Raw genomic sequence first — 15,894 nt, 5'->3', positions numbered from 1 at the left:
AATGACCAGAGGGCGTCTCGCTCAGGACGGTGCGGGCGTCGCGGCGACGTCGGACGGCGCCTTGTCGGGCCGCAGCCCCCGCCAGCTGGGCTGGCGTGCCGCGCCGGTCCGCGTCCAGCCCTTCAGCTCGATCTCGCCCACGAGCTCCGGGCGCACCCAGTGCGCGTCGCGGGCGTCGAGCTCGGGCACCGCCGTGAAGGGACTCGCGTCCGCGCCGAGCGGCTCGAGCGTCGTCAGCATCCGGTCGAGCTCCCGCTCGGTGAAGCCGGAGCCGACCCGACCCGCGTACGCGATCCCGCCGGCGCCGTCCGGGATACCGACGAGGAGCGAGGCGATGCGGCCGGCCCGAGATCCCTGCCCGGGTCGCCACCCGCCGATGACGACCTCCTGCGTCGTGCGGAACGCGTGCTTGCACCACTCTCGCGTGCGCTCGCCCGAACGGTAGGGCGAGGACGGATCCTTCGCCACGATGCCCTCGAGGCCGAGTCGCGCCGCCTCGGCGATCGCGGCGGACGGCGTGCCCGCGGCGAGCGCGGGCAGCTCGACCGGCACCCCGTCGACCGGTTTCACGAGGCTCTCGAGGCGGCCGCGACGCTCGACCCACGGCAGGCCGGTCACGTCGACGCCGTCGATCTCGAGCACGTCGAAGAGCAGCAGCGCGATCGGCGTGCGCTCGCGGGCGTGCGCGATCTCGGCCGGGTTGGTCAGGTTCATCCGCCCTTGCAGCAGTTCGAACGACGGGGCGCCCCCCTCGTCGCGGGCGACGATCTCGCCGTCGACGACGGCGTCGGCCGTGAGCGCCTCGGGCAGCCGGCCGAGCTCGGGATAGGCGAGCGCGAGATCCTGCCCCCGGCGCGAGACGAGGCGCACACCCCCGCCGGCGCTCCGCGCCAGCGCCCGGATGCCGTCCCACTTGAACTCGAGCGCATGCGTGCCGCGCCCGATCTCGGCGATCGTCGCCGCCGTGGCGAGCATGGGCCGGTACGGGATGCCCGGCGCCGGCGGCGCAGCATCCTGCCGTTTCGCGCCCGTCGTCGCCGGTGCCCGACGGTTCGGACCGTCCTTCGGCGCGGAGCGGTGCAGCAGCCACTGCGCCTTCTCGCCCGAGCCGCTCGTGCGGATGAGCACGTAGCGGCCGGCGCCGATGGGCCCGCCGGGGCGGCCGTGCAGGGTGACGATGATCTCGGCATCGCGCCACTTCTCGAGGTCGTAGGTGCCGTCGTCCCAGATCGTCACCTCGCCGCCGCCGTACTCCCCCGCCGGGATCGTGCCCGCGAAGGAGCCGTACTCGAGCGGGTGGTCCTCGACCTCGACCGCGAGGTGCTGGATCGGCGGATGCGCGTCGACCACGGGGATGCCCTTGGGCACGGCCCACGACTTCAGCACGCCGTCGCGTTCGAGGCGGAAGTCCCAGTGCAGGCGGCTCGCGTGGTGCTCCTGCACGACGAAGCGCGGGGCGCCGCCGAGCGTCGACGGCTCGACCCTCGCGGGGATCGGTTCGGGCGTCTTCGCCGGGTCCCGCTTGGCCCGGTAGCGGTCGAGGGCGTCGCCGGTCGCCCCCGAACCGGTCGTGCCGGCGGCGGCCGCGGCGGCCACCGCGGCATCCGATCCCGGCACCGACGCGGGCGCCGCCTCGCGCGGGGTCGCGGCGAAGGACGCGAGTCCGCCCGTCCAGGCGTCGATGCGCGCCATCGGATCGAGGCCGGCACGCACCCGTTCGAGCACCTCCTCGAACTCGAGGTGGCGCAGGTCCGGGTCTTCGAGCTCCTCCCACGTGCGCGGTGCGGCCGCGAACGGGCGGAACCGGCCGCGCAGCGAGTAGGGCGCGACCGTCGTCTTCGCCGCGGTGTTCTGGCTCCAGTCGACGAAGACCTTGCCGGGGCGGGCATCCTTCGCCATACGGCTCACCACGAGATCGCGGTGATCGGCCTCGAGCGCCTTCGCGAGCTCGTGGGCGACGTCGCGCACCTGGTCGCTCGTGAACGAGCCGTCGAGCGCGGCGTAGAGGTGCAGGCCCTTCGACCCGCTCGTCACCGGCACCGGGTCGAGCCCCATGCCGCCGAGGATGCCTCGCGCTTCGCGCGCGACGATCGCGCACTCCGCGAGTCCGACGCCCGGGCCGGGGTCGAGGTCGAGCACGAGCCGGTCGGGGTTGCCGCGTTCGCCCCGCGCGTCGAAGCGCCACTGCGGCACGTGCAGTTCGAGCGCGGCGAGCTGGGCGAGCCACACGAGCGTCGGTCGGTCGCCGACGATCGGGTACGTCTTGGGGCCGTCGGAGTGCTCGATCGTGCCGCGCCGCACCCAGTCGGGGGCGCCCTGGTCGATCTGCTTCTCGAAGAACACCGGCTGCGGATCGGTCTCGGTGCCGACGCCGTGCACCCAGCGCTTGCGCGTGCACGGCCGCCCCGCCGTGTGCGGCAGCAGCAGGGGCGCGACCTCGGCGTAGTAGCCGAGCACCTCGCCCTTCGTCGTGCCGGTCTCGGGATACATGACCTTATCGAGGTTCGACACCGCGAGGTGCCGCCCATCGACGTCGACCACGCGCCCCGCCCCGGCTGCCATGGGTTCAGTCTGCGCGATCGGAGCGGTCGGCGTACAGCCGTCGGGATGCGCCGCAAGCCGGCCCTCGCCGAGTCAGGCCAGCGGGCCGACCGGGGCCGTGAACCACGACTCCGCCTCTGCGTGCGCGCGCAGCGTCGTCAGCTCCGGATCTCTCGCGGCCCACTCCCTGAGGGCGGTCCGGGACGTGCCGATAGCGAAGTCGTCGCGGATGAGGTCGAGCCCGCGCTCCGAGTCGAATTCGCCTCGCGCGACGCGAGCGCAGCACAGGCTGTATCTGACCCCGGGGTTCCGGCTGCGGGAGGCATCGCGCGCCCACTCGCGCACGTGGCGGTTGCGCCGCTTCCGCCACTCCGCCGACGCGCTCGACGACACCCGGAACTCGAATCCCGGCGTCGCCTCCGCTCCGTCGAGGGCGCCGAGGGCGAACGCACCCGCGCCGAATCGCTGACGCTGGACGGCGATCCGCGCGCGGTCCGGCCGCCTGCCCCGACGCCGATACGACCCGGCCAGTCCGGCGACCGCCGCGGCCGTCGCGGCCCTGACGGCTTCCCGGTCGTTCCCCAACCGGGAGATTCCGTTGCGGGCGATCGACAGATACGAGGCGGTCAGACGTTGCTCGAGACTCGATCCGCCCGGTCGCCGCCACCCGATCGCCAACTCGCCGTAGAGCCAGCGCGCGTAGTCACGAATCTCCGCTTCGTCCGTGGCGTCGCGATGGCGATAGTTCCAGAGCGCGGTCGTCGCGAGTCGGTTGCCGCCGTCGTGGCCGATCGCGGCTTCGAGCACCCGGATGGCCGCCTCCTTCCGCTCGTAGCCGAGGTCGATCGTCGCGACGCTGTGCAACCCGATGCTGCGCGGATCGGTCGCCCCGAAGAGCCCCGACTCGAAATGCCGGTACCGTCGCCCGAGCACCCCCACTGTGACCCCGGCTGCGAGCGTGGCGAGTGCGCGGCGTCGACCGGCATCGTCGAACACGGCCCCGGCGGCATCCAGGTCGGCGAAGCCGACCGACTCGAACGCGACCCGATGGCCGTTGCGTTCGAAGTCGAGATGGATCTCATCACCCGCACGGAGGACGACCCTGATGCGCCACGGCGAGGTCAGGAAGATCAGGCGCACCGCATCCAGCATCCGTTTCCAGATCGCACCAGGGGACTTCGGCGCGTCCGCAAGGTGTTCGAGCACGTCGGCGAGATCGGTGACGTCGGTGCCGACAGGGATCTCGATCCCGGTTGCCGGCTCGCCGCCGATCACCGCCAGCCTTGCGAGATACAGCGTCCGGATCGAGTCCGACGCCTCCCCGGATCCGCTCGACGGCGCCGCGACCAGCGCTCCTGCGGGGCCTGCGACCGGATCCGGATCCGGCGGCCCGTCCGGCGGTGCCGTTGCGACGGGCGGACCGAACTCGAACACGATGCGAACTTGCGTGGCGAGCCAGCGACCGAAGCAGTAGACGGCGACGGCACCGCCGAGCAGGAGCACGCCGATCGCGATCCACGACCGATTCGGCTCCACGACGTCGGCGTCGGCGAGCCAGATCGCGGCGCCCGGCACGGCGAACGGCAGGATCCAGGCGGGCCACTTCAGCAGCCGATGCAGCCTCCCCGTCACCGGATCGCGCAGGAGCGGCGTGAGCGCGAGGAGCCGGCCGAGCAGCAGGATCACGAGCGCCGCTGCGAGCACTCCGAGCACGAGCGGGAGCAGGTCCTCGCTCGCGCGCTCGGTCGTCGCGGCGAACCCGACTGCGAAGCTCCCGATCGGATCGGTTGCAGCGAAGCCCTGCTCCGCCAGCTTCCGCGCGGGGCCGCACATCGCCGTGTGCCGGCGGGACTCGGGCGCATCGATCGCTGCGGCGCTCGCGTCGGCCAACGCGCTCTCCCGCGCCGTGTCGATGACCTCGAGCGCCGCTTCGTACTCCTCGACACGGACGAGTTCCATCGCCAGCAGGCACCTCGCGACGGCGTCCTGCCCGATCTCGCCGAGCGCGAGCTGCGCGAGGGCCGCCTCCAGCGCGCAGGATGCCGCGCCGGACGCATCCGAGATGCCGACCGCGGCGAGGAGGTCGGCCGCATCGCCCGGCTTCCCGTCGTCGAGGAACGCCCGCGCCTCGACGCACACCGGGTCAGCGGTCGAAGCCGGGGAGTCGGGCTGGGGCGCCTCGGTGCCGTCGGCGCGCGCCGCACCGCCGATCAGCACGCTTGCGGAGAGCAGGAGCGCGGCCGCCGTCGCGGCGAGCATCCGCATCGCGTCGAGCAACCCGATCCGTGCCACGAGCCGACCTCATTCCGTCGAGGCATCCTCACCTGATGCTCGATGCATACGGCGGACGGACCCCGCGCCGCAATGCGGCGCAGCCGTGCGTCCGCGCGTTCCGGAAAACCCGGACCCTTCCCGCCCGGCGCCCGGAGGTGTTCACTGGAGCCATGAGAGCCATCTGGAAAGGGGCGCTCACATTCGGACTCGTGAATGTGCCCATCAAGCTCTACAGCGCCGTCGAGGACCACGATGCGCCGTTGCATCAGGTGCACGAGGCCGATGGCGGGCGCATCCGCTATCAGCGCACCTGCGAGCTCGACGGCGAGAAGGTCGAGTACAAGGACATCGCCCGCGCCTACGTCGACGGCGAGCGCACCGTGGTGCTCACCGCCGAAGACCTGAAGTCGCTGCCCGCCGAGCGCTCGCAGGAGATCGAGGTCGTCGAGTTCGTGCCGAGCGACCAGATCGACCCGATCATGCTCGACAAGCCGTACTACCTCGAGCCCGACGGCAAGTCGACGAAGGCGTACGCGCTCCTGCGGCGCACGCTGCTGGAGACCGACCGCACCGCGATCGTGCAGTTCGCGCTCCGCCAGAAGACGCGGCTCGCCGCCCTGCGGGTGCGGGGCAACGTGCTCGTCGTGCAGACGCTGCTCTGGGCCGACGAGGTGCGCGAGGCCGCGTTCCCCTCGCTCGACGACGAGCCGTCGGTCACGAAGAAGGAGCTCGACCTCTCGGCGCAGCTCGTGCAGTCCCTCTCGGAGGACTTCGACCCGTCGAAGTTCAGCGACGACTACCAGCAGGAGCTGCGCACCCTCATCGAGGCGAAGCTCGAGCACGGCGACCACATCGACACCGCGGCGACCTTCGGCGAACCGGCCGAGGAGGAGGGCGGCGAGGTCATCGACCTCATGGAGGCGCTCAAGCAGTCGGTCGCGGCGAGGCGCAAGGCCGCGAGCGGCTGAGCCTCGGCGCATCGCTCCGATCGGTGGGTCCGACCCGCCCCGGCGAGCGCGATGCCAGGATGACCGGATGGGATTCACCCGCGAGGAACTCGCCGCGTTCCACGGCGCCGCCATCCCCGACACGCTGCCCGACGGCGAACTGCGCCTGCTGTTCTGCGGCATCAACCCGGGGCTCTGGACGGCCGCCGTCGGGGCGCCGTTCGCGCGGCGCGGCAACCGCTTCTACCCGGCGCTCGAGCGCGCCGGCATCTTCGACCGGGTGGTGGATGCCTCGGCCGGGCTCTCCTCCGACGACCACGGCCTCTTCGACCGGCAGGGCGTCGGCGTCACGAGCCTCGTGCCGTTCGCGACCGCACGGGCCGACGAGCTGACGCGCGACCAGCTCGTCGAGGGCGCCGCCGCCCTCGAGGAGAAGGTCGACCGCCTCCGCCCGAAGGTCGTGGCGATGCTCGGCGTCACCGCCTACCGCGTCGGCTTCGGGCGCCCGAGGGCCAGGGTCGGCGTGCAGCCGGAGCGCCTCGCCGGCGCCGAACTCCACGTCGTGCCGAACCCGAGCGGCCTCAATGCGCACGCGACCCTCGACTCCCTCGCGACGGCCTATCTGGCAGCGGCGGTCGCGGCGGGGGTGCCGCTGTTCGCGCAGCGCGCCCGGCCGCTTCCCGACGAGCAGCCCTAGCTCGTCGGGAGCCAGATCCGCATCGTCGAGGGACCGCGCTCCGCCCACTCGTGGTACGGCACGAGCGCTGCCTCGGCCGCGATCATCGGCTCCCCCGCGGTCGCGCGGCGCCGCAGCGTCACGACGACCCGGCCATCCGCCTCGCGCGGCCCGACCGACGCGTCGACGACGAGGTCGGCGAGGTCGACCCCGGCGAGCGCGGTGCCCGCGAGGTCGACCGACTCGAGCGCGAAGACCTCCGGCCCGCGCTCGACGGCGAGGGTGCCGCGGATCGCGTCGGTGCGGGGGTCCGGTTCGGTGAACCGCGGCGCGACCGGCAGGTCGAGCTCGACGACGTCGCCCACGGCGAACACGCGCGCGACGGCGATCTGGCCCGGATGGGCATCCTGCACCTCGACGGGCGCCCCGTCGGCCGCGATGACCCGCAGTCGCGCGCCGTCGGCCCACGACGGCACGCGGAGGCCGAGCGTCCAGGCGTCGCCGGGTGCGGCGTCGACCCGCACCCGCACGAGCCCGTCGGCCGGGTAGGAGGTCTCGACGGCGAGCGCGATCGCCCGCCCGCCGCCGAGGTCGGTGGCGATCCGCGCGGGCGCGTACTGGTGCAGCTGCACCCCGTCGGCATCGGCGGTCGCGAAGTAGGCGGCGAGGCTCGCGAAGGTGCGCGCCACGTTCGGCGGGCAGCACGAGACCTCGAACCAGGGCGCGCGCAGCGAGGAGTGCGCCCGCGGGGAGACGACCTCGGGGTCGGCCGGGGCGCCCGGCCGCCGCTGGTGCAGCGTGTTGGCGTAGTAGAAGGAGCGGCCGTCGTCGGCCGGCGAGGTCGCGACGACGTTGTAGAGCGTGCGCTCGACGAGGTCGGCGTGCCGCGCCGCCTCGGTCGGATCCGCGTCGGCGAGCAGCAGCCGTTCGCTGAACATGATCGAGGCGATGCCCGCGCACGTCTCCGAATAGGCGCGATCGCTCGGCAGCTCGAAGTCGTCGCCGAACGCCTCGTCCTGGTGGTGGGACCCCTGCCCGCCCGTGACGTACGTGCGCCGGGCGGCGGTCGACGCCCACTGGTCGCGCAGCGCGCCGAGCAGCGCGTCGTCGCCCGAGTCGACGGCGACGTCGACGGCGCCCGCGGCGAGGTAGTTCGCCCGCACGGCGTGGCCGCGCAGCACGGTCGCCTCCCGCACCGGCACGTCGTCCTGGTAGTACGAGCGGCCCCACTCGATGTCGGCGAGCGTGCCCTGACCGCGCCGCTCGACGAAGCGCTCGGCCTGCTCGAGGTAGCGCGGCTCGTCGAGCGCGCGGCCGAGCTCGGCGAGCCCGACCTCGATCTCGGCGTGGCCGCACACCGACTGGATGCCCGTCGGCCCGAAGACGTCCGATACTAGGTCGGCGGCCCGCCGGGCGACGTCCACGAGTCCGTCGTCGGCGTCCGGGCGCGTGCGACGGCGCGCGACGGCGGCCTGGAAGAGATGGCCGAGGCAGTAGAGCTCGTGCCCCCACTCGAGGTCGCTCCAGCGCGGCTCCTGCCCGGGCCGGCCGAACTTCGTGTTCAGGTAGCCGTCGGGCTCCTGCGCGGCGGCGACCCGCGCGACGACGTCGCGGAACCGTGCGTCGAGATCCGCGGCCGCCGCCGCCGCATCGGCGGAGCCGGCGGCATCCTGACGGCCGATCTCCCACGCGATCGCCTCGAGGTACTTGTAGACCTCGGAGTCGCTGAACTCCCGGCCCCGCCGCCCCTCGGGGAGCCGCCCTGCGGCCGCGAGGTCGAAGTTGCCGAGCCAGCCCTCCCGGTCGAGCCAGTGCCCGATGTGCGGGATGGTGCCGGTCGCGTTGACCTCCTGGCGGCGGGCCCAGAAACCGTCGGTGAGGCGCACTTCGTCGAGTCCGAGCGGGCGGCGGACGCCGCGGGCGGGCACGACGGGAGCGACGGGCGAGCCGCCCGAGGCGGCGGCGGGCGCGACCGGGAGGCCGCCGGCGGCGGCTGCAGTGGAAGTCATGGATCTATCCCTTGAACGCGCCGGACATGAAGCCTCGGACGTAGTGGCGTTGGAGCACGAGGAAGAGCAGGATGCACGGCACCGCGAGCACGACGACGCCGGCCTCGGTGGCGCCGTAGTCGACGACGCCCTGCACCTGGCCCCGCAGGTTCGAGACGGCGAGCGGCAGCGTCATCCGGTTGGTGTCGGAGATCAGGATGAGCGGCGCCATGAAGTCGTTCCACGCCGCGAGGAAGGCGAACAGTCCGACCGTGATGAGCCCCGGCTTGACGGCGGGGACGAGCACCCGCCACAGGGCCGTCCAGGACGAGCATCCGTCGACCATGGCCGCCTCGTCGAGCTCGCGCGGGATGGATTCGAACGAGATGCGCATCATGAAGGTCGAGAACGGGAGCTGGAACATCGTGAGCACGAGCGCGACGCCGACGAGGGAGTTCGCGAGCCCGACCGATGCGAGCAGCACGTACAGCGGGATGAGCAGCGTCGCGTAGGGCACCATCAGGATCGCGAGCGTGCCGAGGAACAGCAGGTTCTTGCCCGGGAACTTGAACCGGGCGAAGGCGTACCCGCCGAGCATCGACACGACGAGGGTCAGGATGACCGTGAGCAACGACACGAAGAGCGAGTTGCCGAGGTACACCCAGACGCCGGCCTGATAGTTCGCGAGCGTGACGTAGTTGCCGAAGCCCCACCCGTCGGTCTGCCCGGTGCCCGCCAGCGGCGCGACCGAGGAGATCGCCGTCCAGACGAGCGGGTAGAGGAAGACGATCGCGAGTGCGCCGGTGAAGACCCAGAACGGCATCCGGCCGGCGATCGAGGCGGCGCGGCTCGGATGGCGGGGGCTGCGACGCTCCCGCTCGCCCTTCGGGACCGTCATGGCCTCCGTGAGCGTCGCCGTCGGTTTCGTGAGGGACACGGGTCAGTCCTCCTCGCTGCGGTTGAACGTGCGCAGTTGCACGATGTTGATGACGACGAGGGCGAGCAGCACGATGACGGAGAGCGCCGCGGCGACGCCGAGGTCGTTCTGCCCCTGGAAGGCCATGTTGTAGATGAGCTGCACGACCGTGATCGTGGAGTTGTCCGGCCCGCCCTTGGTGAGGATGTAGAACTGCTCGAACGCGAGCAGCGAGCCCGTGACGCAGAGCACCGTCGTGAGCGCGAGCGTGGGCCGCAGCAGCGGGATCGTGATGGAGCGGAAGATCTGCCAGCGGCTCGCGCCGTCGATGCGGGCCGCCTCGTAGACGTCGTCGGAGATGCCCTGCAGGCCGACGAGCATGAGCAGCATGTAGAAGCCCGCGTACCGCCAGACGATGAGGAACAGCGTCGACCACAGCGCTCCCTCGGGCGTGCCGAGGAACGTGATGCCCCACGACGACATGAGATCGGCGAACGGCCCGGCGTACGGCGAATAGAGCACGTAGAAGAGGAGCGACGCGCTCGCGAGGCCGAGCGCGCTCGGCACGAGGAACGCCGTGCGCAGCACGCCCTTCCACCGGGTCGACTCCTGCACGAGCAGTGCGAGGCCGAGCCCCAGGCCGATGAGCAGCACGGTCGCGAGCACCGTGTATTTCAGGGTGAACCAGATCGAGTCCCAGAAGAAGCGGTTCTGAGTGGCGTCGACGTAGTTCTCCGGGGCGTTCCAGCCCTGGTTGCCGGCCAGCAGCGGCCAGTCGGAGCCGGACATCTGCAGCACGAGCAGCAGCGGCAGCACGAAGAGCGCGACGACGAACAGCGCGGTCGGGGCGGCGTACGCCCAGCCGGTGCCGGCTCGGCGTCGGGAGACGCTCCGGCGCCGTCGGGGCGCGATCGCCGCGGCGGGCGGCGGCGTGGTGGCAGTGGTCATGGCGTCCTCGTTCGGGTGTCCGGCTGGGTCGGTGGGGCCGGATGCCTCACGGGAAGCGCCGCGCGAGGCATCCGGCCGGTGCCGCTACTGCGAGAGCACCGAGGTGATCTCGTCGTTGTCGGCGTCGACCGTGCCGCTCTGCTCGAGCACGGCGTTGCGCACGAGGGTCAGCCAGGGGCTGTTCGGCGCGTTGAAGGCCTGCTGGAAGTTCAGCGCGACCGGGGTGTCGCCCTCGCCGGCGACCTCGTTGATGGTGACGAGGCGCGGGTCCTGCTCGGAGTACTCGTTCTCCGCGAGGTCGGCCCGGGAGACCACGTCGTTGTCCTTGGCGAGCACGCCGACCTGGGCGTCCTCGGACATCATCCAGTTGAGGAAGTTCCACGCCTGCGCGGACTTCTTCGAGTCCTTCGAGATGCCGATGCCGTCGCCGCCGACGAAGGTCGATGCACCGCCCTCGGGACCGGGGATGCCGGAGACGCCGACGTCGAACGGCGTGGAGGAGAGCAGGGTGGCCGGGTAGAACATGAGGCCGACGTTGCCCTCGGTGAAGGCCGCGGTCCAGGTGGGGCCGGCTTCGTCCTTCGACGAGGGCAGCACGGCGCCGGATGCCCACAGGTCGGCCCACGTGTCGTAGACGGCCTTGGCGGTGTCGCTCGCGAGCAGCGACTCGGTCCCGTCGTCGCTCAGCACCTCCTCGCCGTCGGCCCACACGCTCGGGAACCACGTGAAGACGAGGCAGCCGCCGCAGTTGAGGCCGGTGGCGGTGCCGTAGACGCCCTCCTTGCCGAGTCCCTGGATGGCCTTCGCCCACTCGGCGTACTCCTCGAGGTTCGCCGGGCCGTTCTCGGCGTCGAGGCCCGCCTCGGTGGCGAGCTCCTTGTTCCAGAACAGCATCGAGAGGTCGAGCACGAACGGCAGCACGTGCTCCTTGCCGTCGGCGTCGGTGCCGGCGCTGAGGTGGCCCTGGTTGATCTGGTCCTTGTAGTCGAGCCCGTCGATCTGGGTCGAGATGTCCTGGAACAGGCCCTGCTCGACCCAGTTGGGCACGTAGACGATGTCGGCGGCGAACAGGTCGGGCAGTCCGCCCGAGCCGGCGGCCGCACCGACCTTCGCGACGTAGTCGTCGTTGGGCACGACGGTGAGCTCGACCTGGTTCTCGTGGGAGTCGTTGTACGCCTCCACGAGGAGCTTGGCCTGCTTCTCGAGCGGTGCGCGGGTCCACAGCGTGAGCGTCGTGCCGTCGTCGACCCCCTCGGGGCCGGCGCTGGACAGGTCGGCGGCGGGATCGCCGCTGCTGGAACAGGCTGCGAGGCCGAACGCGAGCGCACCGGCGGCGAGCAGGCCGACGGCACGCCGTGCACGGCGGGTCGTGTGACGCATGGGGTTCTCCTCTGGCTCTTCGTTGAGCGGGTTCCGGGCGGTGCCCGACCCGGGGCAATCGGCGGTGCGATCGAAAACTCCGAAATCCCTTTCGGCACGGTACTGTGGGCCGCACGGCCGCGTCAAGGGAAGCGTCCGGTAACGTTTGAGGAATACCGACGAAGGGGGTCCGGATGCCGGCAGCGAGGCGCACCGCCGCCCGCAACGCGACGCTCGGCGACGTGGCGAAGCTCGCCGGAGTGTCCATCGCGACCGCGTCGAAGGCGATCAACGGACGCGAGGACGTCGCCCCCGGCACGCGCGATCGCGTCGTCGCCGCGGCCGCCGAACTGGCCTTCAGCCCGAACCAGCTCGCCCGCAGCCTCATCGCCGGCCGCACCGGCACCGTCGGGCTCCTCACGAGCGACCTCGAGGGCCGCTTCGTCATCCCGATCCTCATGGGGGCCGAAGACGCGTTCGGGGCCGGGCAGGTCAACGTCATCCTCTGCGACGCGCGGGGCGACGCGATCCGCGAGCAGCACCACCTGAAAGCGCTGCTCAACCGCCGGGTCGACGGCATCATCGTCGTCGGGCGCCAGACCGACCCCCGCCCCTCGCTCGGCGAGCAGCCCGTGCCCGTCGTCTACGCCTACGCGCCGTCCGACGACCCCGCCGACCTCTCCCTCACTCCCGACAACGTCGCCGGCGGCCGACTCGCGGTCGAGCATCTGCTCGGCACGGGCCGCCGACGCATCGCCCACATCTCCGGCGACCCCGCCTACGCGGCCGCGCAGGACCGGACGACCGGCGTGCGTGCGGCGCTCGCCGACGCCGGCCTCGAGCTCGTCGGCGACGTCGCCTACAACGACTGGTCGGAGCACTGGGGCCGCGACGCCGCGGCGATGCTGCTCGCCGCCCACCCGGAGATCGACGGCATCGTGTGCGGCTCGGACCAGATCGCGCGCGGCGTGCTCGACACGCTCCGCGACTTCGACAAGCGGGTGCCCGACGACGTCGCGGTGATCGGCTACGACAACTGGGAAGTCCTCGCGACGCAGTCCCGGCCCGAGCTCACGAGCATCGACGCGAACCTCCAGCAGCTCGGCCGAGCAGCCGCGATGCGCATCTTCGAGGCGATCGACGGCGCCGACGGCGTCGACGGCGAGACCGGCGAGCACCGGCTGCCCGTGCGGCTCGTGATCCGCGGCTCCACCATCGCCCGTCGCTGAGGCGGCGTCGCTCACCGCCTCCCGTCAGACCCGAACGGGGGGTAGATGCCGTCTACCGGGCATTTTGCCCGACGGATACGATCGCGCCCATGCCGGAACGTTCTGCCGCGATCGACGCGCTCCGGGTCCTGGGCATGGTCGCCGTGATCGCCTGCCACATCTGGATGAGCCCCGAAGCCGCGCGCTGGCTCGGGCCCTGGGTCCTCCCCCTCTACTTCGTGCTCTCCGGGTATCTCTGGAGCGGCCGGCGCGGCCCGAAGGAGGAAGCGGTGCTGCGCGCGAAGGCGCTGCTCGTGCCGTACGCCGCGTGGTTCGTGATCATCGCCTCGATCACCTGGACCGTCTGGTCGATCCGGGGCACCTTCGACCTCCGGCACGCGGCGATCCAGGTCTGGGGCGGCGCTCACCTCAGCTCGCCGTTCCACGCCTTCTGGTTCACGCCCGCGCTCTTCGTCGCGGTCATGGTCTACTACTGGGTCGGCCGACTGCACCTCGCCTGGCAGTGGCCCATCGCGATCGCGCTCTTCATGATCGTCGCCTACACGCCCGGTCTGCCCCTCTACGATGCACCGCTCAGCATCGGCCAGGGCGTCGGATCGGTGATCTTCCTCGTCGCCGGCCGTACCCTGCGGATCGTCGGGGATCGGATTCCCCGCCCGCCGCTCCTCGGCGCGGCGATGATCTTCGTCGGGCTCTGCTTGATGCTCCGCTTCCCCGAGAGCTACCTCGACGTGAAACTGCTCTACTTCGGGCTGCCGGCCGTCGGCATCGCCACCGCGATCCTCGTCGGGGGCGGACTCGTGCTCGTCGCCGACGTCCTCTTCGGCTGGATCCGCGGGCGTGCCGCCGTGTTCGTCATCCGGCTCTCGATGGCCACCCTCGTGGTGCTGTTCGTGCACGTCCCGATCGCCGCCGCGTTCGATTGGCTCGCAACGGGCTCGCTGCCGGGATTCGTCGTGACCACCGTGCTGTCTTGGACCATCGGCGTCGTGCTCGTCGCGCTGCCGAAGACCGAGTTCCTGACGGGCGTGCGCGTCGCGCCGCCGGCCCTGCAGCTGCGTTCGGTGCGCGCGAAGCGGCCCGCCCCCATCACCGAGTCCTGACCGGACCGTCGGCTCGCCGCTCCGCCTCGGTCGGTCAGCCGGCCGACGGATGCCCGCCGCGGCGGCCACGCAGCACGGCACCGAGCGCCAGTCCGAGCGCGGCGACGACGACGGCGACCACGAGCGGAGGCAGCACGAGTTCCGGCTGCACGAGCGCCGAGCGGAAGACGCCGACGAGCTGATCGACGAGCTCATCCGGATAGCGCAGCAGCACGCGGCTGCCGAACGCGTTCCACACCCCGGTGATGAGGGCGGGCAGCACCCAGAGCAGCGCGAGCGAGACGACGGCGGCGATCGCCCGGCCGACGGTAGCGAGCCCGCACCAGGCGATCGCGACGCCGACGAGCACCGGCGGCACCCAGCGCAGCACCGGCAGCAGCCACGTCGAGAGGTCCGTGGTCACGAGCATGACGGGGTCGATCGCGGCGCCGATCCACGACGTCGACACGATCGCGGCGAGCGCGAGCCCGATGAGCGCGCCCGCGCGCGGCCCCCAGCCGATGAGCGGCAGCACGATGAGGCCCGCGGCGAACGCGATCGCCGCCGCCCCGAGGACCACGCCGAGATAGAGCCCGGATTCCGTGCCGTCGCGCAGACCCGCTGCGACGACGACGGTGGTCTGGACGATGGCGGCGAGCTGCACGACGAGGACGCCGAGGACGAGGGCGAACCGGGACCTCGCCGCGGCACGGGCGCGCAGCGCGCGGAAGGCGATGCCCGCGGCTGCGGCGCCGACGCCCAGCAGGGCCGCGACCGTCACGAGCTCGTACTGGCTGAACGGCAGCAGCGTGCGCGGCATGTCGTCGGGCAGCGTCTCGACGGCCCAGAGGTTCTGCAGCGGGAGGGTCGCGCCCGTGACGAGCCACGGCAGCAGCCCGACGATCGCACCGCCCGCGCCGATCAGGAACCACGTCCACCAGGCGAACGGCGGGCGGACGTCCGCGGCCGGGGCGGCGGCGCCGGGTGCGTCGGATTCCGGGGCGGCGGCGGCGGCGGTCGGGACGGACGGGACGATCGGGTCGCTGGGCTCGGCAGGCATCCGCTCAGTCTCGTCCTCGGTGCGGGAACCACGGATCAGGACGCGCCCTGATCCCGTCGCAGCGCCTCCGCCTCGCGCTCGGCCTCCTCGGGGTCAGGCGGCTCCGCCGTTGGCGTAGAGCACCTGGCCGTTGACCCAGCGGCCGGGGCCGGCAAGGAAGGCCGCGACCTCGGCGATGTCCTCGGGCGTGCCGAGCCGCTCCATGGGGTTGAGTGACGCGATCCGGTCCACGACCTCCTGCGGCTTGCCCGCGAAGAAGAGCGGCGTCGCCGTCGGCCCGGGCGCGACGGCGTTGACGGTGATGTCCCGGCCGCGGAGCTCGCGCGCGAGGATCAGGGTCATCGCCTCGACCGCGCCCTTTGAGGCCGCATAGGCGCCGTAGGTCGGCATCTGCAGCCGGGTGACGCTCGTGGAGAAGTTGATGATCGCGCCGCCCGAGCGCATGCGACGGGCCGCGAGCTGGTCGACGACGAACGTGCCGCGCACGTTGACGCGCTGGATGCGGTCGAAGGTCTCGAGGTCGAGCTCGGCGATGGGCCCGAGGGGCATGATGCCGGCGGTGTGCACGAGCACGTCGACCCCGCCGAACCGCTGCTCGGCCGCGTCGAAGAGCGCCGCCATCGCAGCCTCGTCGGCGACGTCGCCGCCCACGGCGATCGCTTCGCCTTCCCCGGCGGTGATCGCCGCGACGACTTCGGCTGCCGCGTCGGCGTTGCCGCTGTAGTGGGCGACGACGCGCACGCCGTCGGCCGCGAGGCGCTCGGCGACCGCGCGACCGATGCCGCCCGATGCGCCTGTGACGATGGCCACCCGGGGGGCGGTGCTGTCGGTCATCCTGACTCCAGATCTATAAATGAACGAGTTGTCCACATCA

Annotated in this window: 12 protein-coding genes; 4 read left to right on the top strand and 8 right to left on the bottom strand. The window is 72.2% G+C overall.

Features of this window, described 5'->3' with window-relative positions:
• Window positions 1–21 precede the first annotated feature (21 nt).
• Complete coding sequence (locus GB864_RS06115; RefSeq protein ID WP_160423461.1) at window positions 22–2,562, bottom strand: ATP-dependent DNA ligase; 2,541 nt, start codon at window positions 2,560–2,562, stop codon at window positions 22–24.
• A 72-nt stretch (window positions 2,563–2,634) separates the two neighbouring features.
• Complete coding sequence (locus GB864_RS06110; RefSeq protein WP_160423460.1) at window positions 2,635–4,833, bottom strand: hypothetical protein; 2,199 nt, start codon at window positions 4,831–4,833, stop codon at window positions 2,635–2,637.
• Between the two features lie 152 nt (window positions 4,834–4,985).
• Between GB864_RS06110 and ku the strand changes: the two genes are divergently transcribed.
• Window positions 4,986–5,783: a non-homologous end joining protein Ku gene (ku, locus tag GB864_RS06105; RefSeq protein WP_160423459.1), complete on the top strand. Its 798-nt coding sequence runs from the start codon at window positions 4,986–4,988 to the stop codon at window positions 5,781–5,783.
• Window positions 5,784–5,850: 67 nt separating this feature from the next.
• A complete protein-coding gene (locus GB864_RS06100) occupies window positions 5,851–6,459 on the top strand; it encodes a mismatch-specific DNA-glycosylase (RefSeq protein WP_160423458.1) in 609 nt (202 codons plus the stop codon).
• Here the strand turns inward: GB864_RS06100 and GB864_RS06095 are convergent.
• The 4 genes from GB864_RS06095 to GB864_RS06080 form a co-directional block, all read right to left on the bottom strand.
• The gene (locus tag GB864_RS06095; protein ID WP_160423457.1) at window positions 6,456–8,447 is read right to left on the bottom strand and encodes a glycoside hydrolase family 127 protein; all 1,992 of its coding nucleotides are present in this window, start codon (window positions 8,445–8,447) and stop codon (window positions 6,456–6,458) included. The genes GB864_RS06100 and GB864_RS06095 overlap by 4 nt on opposite strands.
• Before the next feature lie 4 nt (window positions 8,448–8,451).
• Complete coding sequence (locus GB864_RS06090; RefSeq protein ID WP_419672772.1) at window positions 8,452–9,363, bottom strand: carbohydrate ABC transporter permease; 912 nt, start codon at window positions 9,361–9,363, stop codon at window positions 8,452–8,454.
• Between the two features lie 3 nt (window positions 9,364–9,366).
• Window positions 9,367–10,290, bottom strand: coding sequence for a carbohydrate ABC transporter permease (locus GB864_RS06085; protein WP_160423456.1), 924 nt, complete (start codon window positions 10,288–10,290; stop codon window positions 9,367–9,369).
• An 84-nt stretch (window positions 10,291–10,374) separates the two neighbouring features.
• A complete protein-coding gene (locus GB864_RS06080) occupies window positions 10,375–11,670 on the bottom strand; it encodes an ABC transporter substrate-binding protein (protein WP_160423455.1) in 1,296 nt (431 codons plus the stop codon).
• A 173-nt stretch (window positions 11,671–11,843) separates the two neighbouring features.
• Between GB864_RS06080 and GB864_RS06075 the strand changes: the two genes are divergently transcribed.
• Both GB864_RS06075 and GB864_RS06070 read left to right on the top strand, forming a co-directional pair.
• Window positions 11,844–12,878, top strand: coding sequence for a LacI family DNA-binding transcriptional regulator (locus GB864_RS06075; protein ID WP_160423454.1), 1,035 nt, complete (start codon window positions 11,844–11,846; stop codon window positions 12,876–12,878).
• 89 nt (window positions 12,879–12,967) lie between these two features.
• The gene (locus tag GB864_RS06070) at window positions 12,968–13,981 is read left to right on the top strand and encodes an acyltransferase family protein (protein WP_160423453.1); all 1,014 of its coding nucleotides are present in this window, start codon (window positions 12,968–12,970) and stop codon (window positions 13,979–13,981) included.
• Between the two features lie 34 nt (window positions 13,982–14,015).
• Here the strand turns inward: GB864_RS06070 and GB864_RS06065 are convergent, their stop codons facing one another.
• Window positions 14,016–15,020, bottom strand: a complete 1,005-nt coding sequence (locus GB864_RS06065; RefSeq protein ID WP_160423452.1) for a hypothetical protein — start codon at window positions 15,018–15,020, stop codon at window positions 14,016–14,018.
• Window positions 15,021–15,113: 93 nt separating this feature from the next.
• On the bottom strand, window positions 15,114–15,854 hold the full coding sequence (locus GB864_RS06060; RefSeq protein ID WP_160423451.1) for an SDR family oxidoreductase: 741 nt from the start codon (window positions 15,852–15,854) through the stop codon (window positions 15,114–15,116).
• Window positions 15,855–15,894: the final 40 nt, after the last annotated feature.

The organism is Agromyces seonyuensis (assembly GCF_009789225.1).
Lineage (GTDB): Bacteria > Actinomycetota > Actinomycetes > Actinomycetales > Microbacteriaceae > Agromyces > Agromyces seonyuensis.
This window is presented reverse-complemented; position numbering and strand designations above follow the sequence as displayed.